The following is a 12,630-nucleotide window of genomic DNA, read 5'->3' as shown; positions in this document are numbered from 1 at the left end:
ATGTGGCGGCTTACGGCCGCCTGATCACCCCACCCCGGACCTTCGGTCCGACCCTCCCCTCAAGGGGAGGGTGAATGTTGAACAACAAGGAGCATGCCCCATGAACTGGATCGCCATCGGCACGATCAATGATATCCCCCTGCGCGGTGCCCGTTGCGTGAAGACCCCGCAGGGCAAGATCGGCGTGTTTCGTACCGCCGAGAATGAGGTTTATGCGATCGAGGACCATTGCCCCCACAAGGGCGGTCCCCTGACGCAAGGAATCGTGCACGGCGCTTCCGTCACCTGCCCTTTGCACAACTGGGTCATCTCGCTGGAGACGGGTAAGGCACTCGGGGCCGACGAAGGTGCAGTACGCACCATTCCGATCCGCAATATCGATGGCCAGCTATCGATCGCGCTTGAGAGCGTCCTTGTGGCGGCGGAGTGAACCCATGGCCTGCGAAACCCGCACTACGTGCCCCTATTGCGGCGTCGGCTGCGGTGTCATCGCAAGCGTCGACGAGGCGGGTATTTTTACCGTAAGGGGCGACCCCGAGCATCCGGCGAACTTCGGAAAATTGTGTTCCAAGGGATCGGCTCTGGCCGAGACTCTGGACCTGGACGGACGCGCACTCTACCCGACAATACACGGGCAGCGGTCGAGCTGGGATGCGGCACTAGACTTGGTCGTCGAGCGCTTCAGCGATACGATCGCTTCCCATGGACCGGACTCGGTGGCCTTTTACGTCTCCGGCCAGTTGCTGACAGAGGACTACTATGTCGCCAACAAGCTGATGAAGGGTTTCATCGGTTCCGGCAACATCGACACGAATTCCAGGCTGTGCATGGCGTCCTCGGTTGCGGGACACCGCCGCGCCTTTGGATCGGATACGGTGCCCGGAACCTACGAGGATCTCGAGCTCGCCGACCTGGTGGTTCTCGTCGGGTCGAACCTCGCCTGGTGTCATCCGGTGCTTTACCAGCGCATCGCCGCTGCCAAGGCGTCCCGGCCGACGATGAAGGTGGTCGTGATCGATCCGCGTCGGACCGCGACTTCCGACATTGCCGATCTCCATCTTGCCGTGCGTCCGGACGGAGATGTCGCCCTGTTCAATGGGCTGCTTGCGCATCTTGCCGAGACCAACCGGATCGACGAAGCCTTTGTCGGGGCACATACTTCAGGGTTCGCCGAAGCGCTGATTGCGGCATCGCCTCAATCGATGGCTGCGCTTTCGGAGGTGACGGGCCTCTCCGGACTGTCAATCCGGCAGTTCTTCTGGCTGTTCGCGGACACGGAACGTGTCGTCACCTGCTACAGCCAGGGGGTCAATCAGTCCTCGGTCGGGACCGACAAGGTCAATGCGATCATCAACTGTCATTTGGCGACCGGGCGTATCGGGCGACCGGGGATGGGGCCTTTCTCGCTGACCGGCCAGCCGAATGCCATGGGCGGTCGGGAGGTCGGTGGCCTTGCCAATATGCTCGCAGCGCACATGGCGATTGAGAATGCCGATCACCGTGATCGGGTTCAGCGCTTCTGGGGGGCACCACGCATTGCCGACCGCCCGGGGCTCAAGGCCGTGGACATGTTCGATGCCGTGGCAGACGGTCGGATCAAGGCGCTCTGGATCATGTCCACCAATCCCGTGGTTTCCATGCCGGACGCCGACAAGGTGAAGGCTGCCATCGAAGCCTGTCCCTTTGTCGTCGTCTCGGACATGCAGGGAGATACGGACACGGGGCGTCTGGCGCATGTCCTTCTCCCGGCGACGGGATGGGGCGAGAAATCCGGCACGGTGACCAATTCCGAGCGGCGCATTTCCCGCCAGCGAGCGTTTCTGTCCGCACCCGGCGAGGCAAGGCCGGATTGGTGGCATATTACCGAAGTCGCCAAGCGCATGGGATTTACCCGCGCTTTCGATTTCGCTTCGCCGGTCGATATCTTCGCGGAGCACGCGGCTCTGTCCAGTTTTGAAAACAAAGGCACCAGAGATTTCGACATCGGTGCCTTCGCTGGGATCGACGAGGATCAGTATGACGATCTTCGTCCGTTCCAATGGCCTCGGCCGGCAACCGGTGAGGCGCCGGAGCGTTTCTTCGACAATGGTCGCTTCTACCATCCCGATGGCAAGGCGCGGTTCGCGCCCGTGCAAGCGGCCGTGGCCTCCCAGGAAGACGGTTTCATTCTGAACACCGGGCGGGTGCGCGACCATTGGCACACCATGACCCGCACCGGCAAAAGTGCGCGGCTTTCCGCTCACATGGCGGAACCCTATTGCGAAATCCATCCATTCGACGCCGCCGACCATGGGGTCGGGCATGCCGACCTGGTTCGTGTCACTGGCCAAGGCGGACGAGAGGTCATCGTCCGGGCCTTGCTCAGCGACCGGCAGTCGCGCGGATCGCTCTTCGTTCCAATGCATTGGAGCGACGAGACCGCCTCGGCAGCCCGCGTCGACACCCTGGTGCCGTCGCTCACCGATCCGATTTCCGGGCAGCCGGCCCTGAAACAGGCGCGTGTTTTGCTTGAACGCTACTCGGCACGCCTCCACGCATTTCTGGTGACGCGCAACAAGCCGTCCAACCTGCCGTTTTCCTATTGGGCCATGGCCAAGACTGAAGGCGGCTATCGACTGGAGCTCGCCGGAGACGAACCGGATGGCGGCTTTGGGGCGTGGCTATCGAGAAGCCTCGAACTTGGCGCAGATGTCGACATGGTTGCCTACGTCGACTCGACGTCGGGTGACAGCCGCATCCTTGCCTTTGACGGCACTGATCTGCTAGCCGCGCTTTTCGTCTCCCGGGCGCCTGTTGCGGTTTCCCGGCAATGGGCTGTCGACCAGTTGAATGTCGATCATGGTGACCGTCTCGCGCGCTGCAGGCTGGTTGCGGGGCGCCCCGAAACGAACAGACCCGATCGCGGCGCGATCGTCTGCGCTTGCTTCTCGGTTGGCGTCAATGACATCCGCCGCGCCATTGATCACGGCTGCCGATCCGTCGAGGCTGTCGGAGACGCGCTAGCCGCCGGCACCAATTGCGGCTCGTGCCGCCCCGAAATCAGGAGGATCCTCGATGCGCAACCGCTCCTCGCAGCGGAGTGATCCGGCCGCTCGGATCGAGCCGCTCGCCAAGCTGCCGCTGTTCTTCGACCTACAGGGCAAGAGGGCGCTCGTGGCTGGCGGAACAGACGCTGCGGCCTGGAAGGCGGAGCTTCTGGCTGCCTGCGGAGCAAGGGTCGAAGTCTTCGCAGCCGCCGGCACAGTCGGAGACGTCATGGCAGAACTGGCACGCGCGGAGAAGGTCACGATCCGCGATACGCCATGGCATATCGGCGTTTTCGCCGGGGCTTCCATGGCGATCGCGGACTGCGACACCGATGACGAGGCGCGTGCCTTTGCCTGTGCCGCGCGCGCAGCCGGCGTGCCTTTCAATGTCATCGACAAACCGGCCTTTTGCCAGTTTCAGTTCGGATCGATCGTCAATCGCTCACCGGTGATCCTGGCGATCTCCACGGACGGTGCCGCTCCGATCCTCGCCCAGGCCATTCGCAGACGCGTGGAGACGCTCCTGCCGCCCTCTCTCAAGGGCTGGGCTGCATTGGCACAGGGTCTGCGAGACACGGTCAATCTGCATCTCGCACCCGGGCCGCGGCGTCGGGCCTTCTGGGAGCGCTTCGTCGATCGCTGCTTCTCGTCGGCACGTCCGCCCGGTGAGACCGATCGGCAGGCGGTTGTGACGGACATGGATCAGCTGTGCCATATGGAAGTATCCGGTTCGGTGGCGCTGGTCGGTTCAGGGCCGGGAGATGCCGAAATGCTGACGCTCAAGGCTGTCCGGACACTGCAGGCTGCCGACATCATCCTGTTTGACGAAAGCGTCTCGCAGGATGTTCTTGAACTCGCCCGTCGAGAAGCAAAAAGGATGCTGGTCAGTAGCGTCGTCGCGCGGGATGACACAGTTGGTGCGGTGAACCTACACGACACCATCGTCGGCATGGCGCGCAACGGGAAACGTGTTGTGCTTCTTCGTGCGGGCTACGACGGTCAGTCCGAACAGGGCATGATGGACTTCGGTGTCTACCGGCGCCACGGCATCCAATGCGAATTGGTGCAGGGAATTGCTGGGCATTCTGCTGAAATATCGTTGGTAGATTTATGTTATATTGGTTGCGAGGGGCTGATTGCACAGAGACTTGTATGAGTTCGCTCCGAACGCCTAGCTAGGCCTTTTTTTGTGGTAGCCCAGTCACAAGCAACAACTACATCGGGAGCGGCGAAAGATGCTCATGAATGGCAAGCCAGCGACCGTCCGGCTGATGGACAAAGACGATCGTTTCACGCTCATGGTTGGTTATTGATTTGCCGCCGATAACGAGATCGGTCTCCACCGCATGGGTGAAAATGGCGACATCCCCGACGATGTATAGGCTGCGGTCCGTCGAGCGGCAGGCCTTCACGAAAAAGCCGTCGCGGCTTTCCCACAGCGCCCATTCCGCCTCATAGGCCGCGCGATCGACAAGGGTGCGATCGAGATTGTAGAAGATGAAAGTCGCCGACGGCGCGAAGGCATCGAAATAGGCCTTGGTGTCGTGACGGCCGAAGGCTGCCACCAGGGCATCGGCTGCGGAAAGCACTGCGGTCGTATGATCTGTCATCTCTGTCATTTCTTCGGGATTTCGGTGGCGTCAGAGGCGCTTCACGCTGCTGATCAACTCGGCGATCGGGCGGTTCTGCTCGGCGACACGGGCCTTGAGCTCTTCAAGCGGCATGCTTTCTTTCTTGCAGAACTCGATGAACATCATGTTGAGGTTGTTGAAGAACACCTCACCCAGCGCCCGTGCATCGACGCCGGCGACAATCACACCGCGCCGCTGCAAGGTCTCGATGAGCTGCACGACCTGGGCACAGAGACGCGTATCTAGCTCAGTGTAGCGCTTGGACAGCGGCGTTTCGGGCTGGTGGATCGAGGACGCCATCGCCGTGCGCCACATCTCCTTGCTGAGATAGACGAGCGAGTGATCGTAATACTGGTTGATCAGCGCGCCGAGCGCATCGCTCACGTTGAGCGGCGGATTGGCGACAATCAATTCACCGGCCTCGAGCACCTCGGTCACCTCCATCGAAACGGTCGCGACGAGGATGTCTCCCTTGTTCTGATAGTAGTTGTAGAGCGTGCCGACCGAGACCTCTGCCATCTCGGCGATATCTTCGATGCGCGCGCTGTCATAGCCCTGCTCCCGGAACAGGGTCGTTGCCGAGTCCAGGATGCGACGGTTCCTGTCGGCCTTCTGTCGGGCGCGCAATCCGGTCATGGCTAGCTCCGTTGGAATCTCCTCAAATTTGAGATTGACTTAAAAAATGAATTCACTCAATCTTTTTCTCAAGGCGCCGGAACGAGCGCTATTCTGATCAACGCGAGGGTCCGCCCCGGGCCTTCGACAAGAGGGTGAACTTATGGAAAAGACCGTAACCGGCGGGCTCTCCCGCCGCCTGCTTCTTGCGACCGTTGCCATCTCTGCCTTGTCCGGAAGGGCTCATGCCCAGGAGGAGCTGAATGCCCTCGTCTGGTGCGACCACACTGACCCGGCGCTGATCGAACCCTTCGAAAAGGCCAACAACGTCAAGGTCAATCTCAAGGAATATGAGGGAACCGGCGCTGGTCTCTCGATCGTCGAGCAGTCGCGACCGGGTGATTGGGATATCTTTGTCATCGACGGTGTCGACGTGCCTCGCGCCGTCGAAATGGATCTTCTCGCCGAAATTCCGGCCGACAAGCTGCCGATGGCCGACATCTTCCCGGAAGTCCGCATGGAAGCCAACAACACCAAGGACGGCAAGATCTACGCCGTGACGGAAAAGTTCGGCTACAACACGATTTCCTACGACAAGAGCAAGGTCGATCCGAAGGACATGGAAGACCTGTCGATCTTCTGGTCTGAGAAATACAAGGGCCGCATTGCGCTTTATGACTACTACCTGCCGATGATCGGTCTGACCGGCCTTGCCATCGGCAAGAACACCGCCGATCTGACCGAAGCCGATCTCCCCGCGATCAGGGAAAAACTGTTCGAGATGAAGAAGGTCTCGCGCCAGGTCAGTGATGTCGTCGCCTCGCAGACAGCACTTGTCAGCGGCGAAGTCGACATCATCCTCGGCGGCGGCGAATGGGTGACTGCAGGTCTCACGGCCGAAAAGCCGGACCTCGACTGGACCGTGCCGAAGCAGGGCGCCCTGCGCTGGGCACAGTCGATCGGCGTGTTCAAGGATTCCACCAAGCAGGATCTGGCCGTCAAGTTTGTGCAGTACATTCTGAGCCCAGAAGGCCAGGCTCGCCTTGCCACCTCGTCCTGCTACTGGGGCATGCCGGCAAATTCCAAGGCCGGTGAGCAGCTCACCGGCGAGCAGAAGACGGCGCTGCGCTGGGACAAGCAGCCCGAATACCTGAAGAACACCCAGCTCTATCCGGTAGCCAATGCCGATCTCGATGTGGCTATGCAGGATGTCTGGACGGAAATGCTGCAGCAATAAGCGCGGCCCTTAGGGGGCGCGGCAGGCACAGTCAGTCCGCGCCCCAAGCTTGCTCTCAAACAATTGCTTCATCGCGCGTATCGCGGCCCCGATGGGTCATATGCTGCAGGTAGCAACTGCGCGCGTTCAACAGAACAGGCGGTCTTGAAGATCTGTGGCCGCCTTGAAGATTGGGCACCATAAATTCCTGTCAGCCCAGCCGCTTTAGCCAGATGAACGGAGCAACCCGTCAATGACTGCCGCCGCGCAAGAGCGCAGAGAACGCCGCAAGGCTTTAGGATTTGCGCTGCCCGCGATGCTGTGGACCGTGGCCTTCTTCCTCCTGCCCTTCCTCTACATGGCGGCGCTCAGCTTCTGGAAGCGGCAGGGGCGCGAGATTATCGCGACCTGGTCCCTCGACAACTACGCCGCATTCTTCGGCAAGCCACATCTTCTCAAGGCACTCTTCAATTCGCTTGAAGTGACACTGACCGTCACGATCATCTCGATCCTGCTTGCCTATCCGCTGGCCTGGATTATCGCCGAGCGCGTGCCGCGTCGCTGGCAACGCTTTGCTCTGATCATGGCAATTTTGCCGTTCTGGACCTCCTATGTGGTTCGCTCCTATTCCTGGTTGCTGGTCCTGTCCAAGGGCGGCGTCGTCAACCAGGCCCTGATGTGGACGGGCCTGATCGCCGAGCCGCTCGAACTGTCTGCAAACCGAATCGGCACGGTGATCGGCTTTGTGCATTTCTTCGTCATGCTGCTGACGCTGACCATCTATGCCAATCTTGTTCAGCTCTCGCAGAACTACCGCCGTGCAGCCGCCGATCTTGGTGCAAACGGCTTCCAGACCTTCTGGCATGTGATCCTGCCGCTGACCCTGCCAGGCATCATGGTTGGCGCCTTTCTCACCTTCGTGCTGTGCATCGGCGACTACATCACCCCGCAGATCCTCGGCGGCAACAACGAGCTCGTCCTGCCGCAGCTCATCATGCTGCAGCTCGGCCGTCGGGCTGATTTCCCCATGGCTGCAGCCCTGTCGCTGGTGCTGATGGTGGTGGTGACGATCGCCTATCTCGCTTGTGCCAGATGGCTGAAGATGGAGAGGACCTGACCATGCGGCACCTCAATACGGCCCTTGCGATCCTCTATGCCGGTGGGCTCTATATCTTCATCTTCCTGCCGGTCGCCGTTCTTGTGCTCTTCTCCTTCCAGGACGGCACGCTACCCGTGCCCCCCCTGCATGGCATGACCTGGAAGTGGTATGGCGAGATCTTCGCCGACAAAAAGCTGATGGCAGCGCTCTTTAACTCGCTCGTCGTTGCCATCGTATCGTCTGCAATCTCCTGCCTGCTCGGTTTCCTCGCAGCCTATGCCTTTGCCCGCTACAAGCTTCCCGCATCCGGCCTGCAGCGCGCCCTGATCGTCGCGCCGATGACGGTCAGCACGCTGATCATCGGGCTCGGCCTGCTGTCGATGCTGTCCAGGCTCAATGTTTCGCTGTCGCTATGGACCGTCGGCATCGGTCATGTCGTGATCAACCTGCCGCTCTGCTTTGCGATCATCTACGCCTCCATGGGCGGCCACCAGGTCAATATCGAGCGCGCCGCCCGCGATCTTGGCGCGAAGGACTGGCAGGTCATGGCACTCGTCACCGCACCAATGCTGATGCCATCCATCCTCGCCGCCTTCTTCCTGTCGGTGACCTTCAGCTGGGACGAGTTCATCATAGCCTTCCTGTTGTCGCGCTTCGACGTGACGCTTCCGGTCGAGATCTGGAGCATGCTGCGCTCCGGCCTCGACCCCAAGACCAACGCGATAGGCAGCGTCGTCTTCCTCCTCTCTGTCGCCTTCATCATCCTTCTCGAACTCGCCGTCTTCAGAAAATCCGGGAAATCTCAATGACCGCAGACGTCTCGATCCGAAACGCCACGAAAGTCTTCGGTGCCTTCCGCGCGCTCGATGATGTCTCGCTGGAGATAGCCGCCGGCGAGTTCATCGTGCTTCTCGGCCCCTCTGGCTGCGGCAAGACGACCCTGCTCTCGATCCTGGGTGGCTTTATCGAGCCGAGCGCTGGCGCGATCGCCATCGGCGGTAGGGACATGACACATGTTGAGCCGGCAAAACGGCCGACGACAACCATGTTCCAGGACTACGCGCTGTTCCCCCATATGAAGCTCATTGATAATGTGGGCTTCGGCCTGCGCATGCGCGGCATGGGAAAGGCCGAGCGCCACCAAAAGGCGCTCGCCATGCTCGACCTGGTCGAGCTCAAGGCTTCGGCAGCGAAGAAGCCGCACGAGCTTTCCGGCGGCCAGCGTCAGCGCGTGGCGCTTGCACGTGCGCTCGCGGTCGATCCAGATGTTCTTCTACTCGACGAGCCGCTGGGCGCGCTGGATCTGAAGCTGCGTCGCCAGATGCAGGACGAGCTGAAGGCCATTCAGAAGCGTGTGGGCACAACCTTCATCCATGTCACCCACGATCAGGAAGAGGCCATGGCGATCGCCGATCGGATCGTCGTGATGAACCACGGCCGGATCGAGGATGTCGGCAGACCCTCGGACATCTATATGCGGCCGCGTTCGCTGTTTGCCGCAGGTTTCATGGGCGAGGCGAACTTCCTGCCCGGTAGGGTGATCTCGCTTGCGGAGGGCGAAGCGCGGGTAGAAACGGCGCTCGGTCCAGCCACTATCCCCATCACGGCTTTCACCGGGGACGCGCCTTCTCCAGAGCAAAAGATCACTCTGTGCATTCGCCCTGAACATTTCCGGTCCGCCGGCGAGGCGGGCGCAACAGTTGCGCTCGGCCATGCGCGGATCACCTACAGTGCCTTTTTCGGAGCGCATCACCGGTGCCACCTTCAGCCCCAAGGCAATTCCGAGATCGTCATAACCGCCCATCTGCCGCAAACCGCGCACCCGCAGCCTGGCGATGAGCTCGAGTTGACGGTCAAGGCTGACACCATCGTCGCTCTGGTCGAAGCATAGGAGACACGTGATGAAACCGCGCACGCGCCCTGAGGACTGGTACAGTGTCCGGCGTCTCGACGATGACGTGACCTATATCTGCGAGCCGCATATCCAGGAATTTTACCGCTGCAACATCTGGCATGTGCGTGGGCGCGATCGCGACATGCTTGTTGACAGTGGCATGGGCGTCGTCTCGCTTCGTGAATGGGTCCCGCTTGTCACCGAGCGTGAGCTGATCGCGGTGGCAAGCCACACCCATTTCGATCACATCGGCTGCCACCACGAGTTCGAATGCCGTGCGGTCCATTCGGCAGAGGCGGATCTGCTCGCTGATCCGACACGCGAAAACACGCTGGCCGACCCCTATGTTACCGACGACATTTTCGACGCCCTGCCGCCCGAGCCCTATTGCTCGAAGTGTTATGCGGTGAAGCGGGCGCCGGCGACGCGCCTGCTGGAGGACGGCGACATGGTCGACCTCGGCGATCGGCAATTCGAGATCATTCACACTCCCGGCCATTCCCCCGGGGGCATCGCGCTCTACGAGAAAGCGACGGAAATCCTGTTTTCCGGCGACATTCTCTACGACGGTCCGCTGATCGAGGACACCTACCACTCGAACGCCAATGACTATCACGCTTCGATGGAGCGCCTGCTGCGGCTGAAGGTGCGGCTGGTGCATGGCGGCCATTTTCCAAGCTTCAGCGGCGAACGATATCGGGAGCTGATCACCGGTTGGCTCGACGCAAAACACAAGACACTCTGACGGGAGGCAAGCATGCTCGACAAGCGCAAGTTCTACATCAACGGCGAGTGGGTCGACCCGATCGCGCCTCACGACCTTGAGGTCATCAATCCCGCGACCGAACAGCCGATCGCCCTGATCTCGATGGGCACGGCAGCCGATATCGATCGTGCGGTTGCCGCTGCCAAGACGGCATTTGCAAGCTACAGCCGCACGAGCCTCGACGAACGTATCGCACTCCTCGAAAAGCTCCTGGAGATCTACACCCGCCGTTATGACGAGATGGCACGCACCATCACGCTCGAACTCGGCGCCCCGATCACCATGAGCACCGATCAGCAGGCGCATGTCGGTGTCGGCCATCTCGAGGGCTTCATCGAGGCGCTGAAGCGCATCAAGCTGCGCGAAGAGCTGCCGAACGGCGACATCGTGCTCAGAGAACCGATTGGCGTCTGCGGCCTCATCACCCCCTGGAACTGGCCGATCAATCAGATAGCCCTCAAGGTCATTCCCGCGCTGGCGACCGGCTCGACCTGCGTGTTGAAACCATCCGAATTTACGCCTTTGAATGGCCTTCTCTATGCCGAGATGGTTCACGAGGCGGGCTTCCCGGCCGGGACGTTCAACCTTGTGAACGGCGATGGCATCAATGTCGGTGCAGCGCTCTCGAAGCACAGGGACGTGGACATGATGTCGTTTACCGGTTCGACCCGCGCCGGCACCGCCGTCAGCAAGGATGCGGCTGACACCGTCAAGCGCGTTACCCTCGAACTCGGCGGCAAGTCGCCCAACCTCGTCTTCGAGGATGCTGATCTTGAAGAGCGTATTGCCGGCAGCGTGCTCGAATGCTTCAACAATTCCGGCCAGTCCTGCGATGCTCCAACGCGTCTACTGGTCCAGCGATCCGTCTACGACCAGGCCGTGGAGATCGCCCAGCGCGTCGGAAGCGAGGTCAAGGTAGGCAACCCCGAAGAAGCCGGCGAACATATCGGCCCGCTGGTCAGCGACATCCAGTATGGCCGCGTCCAGACCCTGATCGAGGCTGGCATTGCCGAAGGCGCAGATTTGATCGTCGGCGGCCCGGGCAAGCCTGAAGGTTTCGAGACCGGCTACTTCGTCAAGCCGACCATCTTTGCTGGCGTCAACAACCAGATGCGCATCGCCCGCGAGGAAGTCTTCGGTCCGGTGCTGGCGATCATTCCCTTCGATACCGAGGAGGAAGCGATCGAGATCGCCAACGACACCAATTACGGCCTGGCTGCCTATATCCAGTCCGGTGATCTCGACCGCGCCGAGCGTGTTGCTGCGCGTCTGCGCGCCGGCATGGTGCATATCAATGGCGCGCCTCACCGCTATGGCAGCCCGTTCGGCGGCTACAAGCAGTCGGGCAATGGCCGTGAAGGCGGCATGTTCGGGCTTGAAGATTTTCTCGAGATCAAGACCGTGCACAGGCCTAGCGCAGCCTAAGAATCAACGCCTTGGCGACTGCAGATACCAGGAAGGTCGCAGTCGCCAAGGGTCCGTTCCGCTCTAGTGCGACTGGACCGAGAGGCCAAATCGCCGAAGAATATCTGCGATCTTTGCGTCCTGCTCGGGATCCGGCAAGAGTGCCGGTTGCCGGCTGGCGCCGACTGAATTGTCCTGGAGGAAGAGTGCACGCTTGACCATGGCAGGCGCAAAGCCAAGGGCGTAGAGATCGGTCCGGAAGGCCGTGAAGATGGCCTGCTGTCGCTCGGCCTCTGCGATGTCACCGCCATTGTAGCCGTTCAGGATCCCTGCGAGCACATCGGGAAGCGCATTGCCAAGCCCGGAAATGCAGCCGGCAGCGCCATTCTGCAACGCCCAAAGCACGAGATGATCAGGACCGGAATAGACCTCGAAGCCAAGCATGTCGCGAGACACCGCAAGATAGGCTTCCAACGTCTCCTTGGCGCCGCCCGAGTCCTTGATACCCGCAACATTGCCATGGGAAGCGAGTTTGCGCGCCGTTTCTGGCTCGATGTGGTTCTGGGTGCGGGCCGGAATGTCGTAGAGATAGATCGGCGTCTTCACCGCATCGGCCACCGTCGAAAAGTGCCTGACAAGGCCATCCTGGGTGCAGGCGATGAAGAAGGGGGTGATGACGGCAATCCCACTCACGCCAATCCGGTCGAACTCCTTCGCGAGCTTGATCGTCTCGAAGGTCGCCGGCATGCCGGCATTGACGATCACGTCGACCTTGCCGCCGACTTCATCGACCACGGCTTCCGCAAGCTTCACCTTTTCCTCGAATGTGAGCGCGGTGAAGTCGCCATTGGTGCCGGCGCACATGATGTTGTTGCCGGCCGCCACCTGACGGCGCACCTGCGCACGGGTGGCTTCGTAATTGATCGTCTCGTCCTCGTTGAAGCAGGTGACGAGCGCGACGAAGGCCTTTTTCGACATC

General features: G+C 60.9%; 12 protein-coding genes. 9 read left to right on the top strand and 3 right to left on the bottom strand.

Going from position 1 to position 12,630, the window contains the following annotated elements; translation table 11 throughout:
• The first annotated feature begins 100 nt into the window (after positions 1-100).
• From nirD to ACQKP1_RS25375, 3 genes are read left to right on the top strand one after another with little or no spacing between them, the layout of a single operon-like run.
• Complete coding sequence (nirD, locus tag ACQKP1_RS25385; RefSeq protein ID WP_203018901.1) at positions 101-430, top strand: nitrite reductase small subunit NirD; 330 nt, start codon at positions 101-103, stop codon at positions 428-430.
• Between the two features lie 4 nt (positions 431-434).
• The gene (locus tag ACQKP1_RS25380; protein WP_427277451.1) at positions 435-3,083 is read left to right on the top strand and encodes a molybdopterin-dependent oxidoreductase; all 2,649 of its coding nucleotides are present in this window, start codon (positions 435-437) and stop codon (positions 3,081-3,083) included.
• Complete coding sequence (locus ACQKP1_RS25375; protein WP_203018899.1) at positions 3,055-4,182, top strand: NAD(P)-dependent oxidoreductase; 1,128 nt, start codon at positions 3,055-3,057, stop codon at positions 4,180-4,182. Before ACQKP1_RS25380 ends, ACQKP1_RS25375 begins: the two co-directional genes overlap by 29 nt.
• A 58-nt stretch (positions 4,183-4,240) precedes the next feature.
• On the opposite strand, the gene ACQKP1_RS25370 is transcribed toward ACQKP1_RS25375, so the two are convergent.
• Both ACQKP1_RS25370 and ACQKP1_RS25365 read right to left on the bottom strand, forming a co-directional pair.
• Positions 4,241-4,636 (bottom strand): YybH family protein, encoded by a 396-nt coding sequence (locus tag ACQKP1_RS25370; protein ID WP_203018897.1) that lies wholly within the window; start codon positions 4,634-4,636, stop codon positions 4,241-4,243.
• Between the two features lie 30 nt (positions 4,637-4,666).
• On the bottom strand, positions 4,667-5,293 hold the full coding sequence (locus ACQKP1_RS25365; RefSeq protein ID WP_427277450.1) for a TetR/AcrR family transcriptional regulator: 627 nt from the start codon (positions 5,291-5,293) through the stop codon (positions 4,667-4,669).
• A gap of 142 nt (positions 5,294-5,435) precedes the next feature.
• Between ACQKP1_RS25365 and ACQKP1_RS25360 the strand changes: the two genes are divergently transcribed.
• The 6 genes from ACQKP1_RS25360 (at position 5,436) to ACQKP1_RS25335 (ending at position 11,672) form a co-directional block, all read left to right on the top strand.
• A complete protein-coding gene (locus tag ACQKP1_RS25360; protein ID WP_203018895.1) occupies positions 5,436-6,509 on the top strand; it encodes an ABC transporter substrate-binding protein in 1,074 nt (357 codons plus the stop codon).
• A 232-nt stretch (positions 6,510-6,741) separates the two neighbouring features.
• Positions 6,742-7,605 (top strand): ABC transporter permease, encoded by an 864-nt coding sequence (locus tag ACQKP1_RS25355; RefSeq protein WP_427277449.1) that lies wholly within the window; start codon positions 6,742-6,744, stop codon positions 7,603-7,605.
• Positions 7,606-7,607: 2 nt separating this feature from the next.
• Positions 7,608-8,396 carry an ABC transporter permease gene (locus tag ACQKP1_RS25350; RefSeq protein ID WP_427277448.1) on the top strand — a complete coding sequence of 263 codons (789 nt, stop codon included), beginning with the start codon at positions 7,608-7,610 and terminating at the stop codon, positions 8,394-8,396.
• Positions 8,393-9,478 carry an ABC transporter ATP-binding protein gene (locus tag ACQKP1_RS25345; protein WP_427277447.1) on the top strand — a complete coding sequence of 362 codons (1,086 nt, stop codon included), beginning with the start codon at positions 8,393-8,395 and terminating at the stop codon, positions 9,476-9,478. The genes ACQKP1_RS25350 and ACQKP1_RS25345 overlap by 4 nt, the downstream gene beginning before the upstream one ends.
• 10 nt (positions 9,479-9,488) lie before the next feature.
• A complete protein-coding gene (locus ACQKP1_RS25340; protein WP_427277446.1) occupies positions 9,489-10,226 on the top strand; it encodes an MBL fold metallo-hydrolase in 738 nt (245 codons plus the stop codon).
• 12 nt (positions 10,227-10,238) lie between these two features.
• The gene (locus tag ACQKP1_RS25335) at positions 10,239-11,672 is read left to right on the top strand and encodes an aldehyde dehydrogenase family protein (protein WP_427277445.1); all 1,434 of its coding nucleotides are present in this window, start codon (positions 10,239-10,241) and stop codon (positions 11,670-11,672) included.
• A 63-nt stretch (positions 11,673-11,735) separates the two neighbouring features.
• Here ACQKP1_RS25335 and ACQKP1_RS25330 read toward each other — a convergent pair whose 3' ends face one another.
• Positions 11,736-12,629, bottom strand: coding sequence for a dihydrodipicolinate synthase family protein (locus ACQKP1_RS25330; RefSeq protein ID WP_427277444.1), 894 nt, complete (start codon positions 12,627-12,629; stop codon positions 11,736-11,738).
• Position 12,630 lies beyond the last annotated feature (1 nt).

Origin of the sequence: Allorhizobium sp. NPDC080224 (genome assembly GCF_050281005.1) — a bacterium.
Taxonomy (GTDB): domain Bacteria; phylum Pseudomonadota; class Alphaproteobacteria; order Rhizobiales; family Rhizobiaceae; genus Allorhizobium.
The sequence above is the reverse complement of the archived record's forward strand: the minus strand, read 5'-3'. Positions and strand labels throughout refer to the sequence as shown.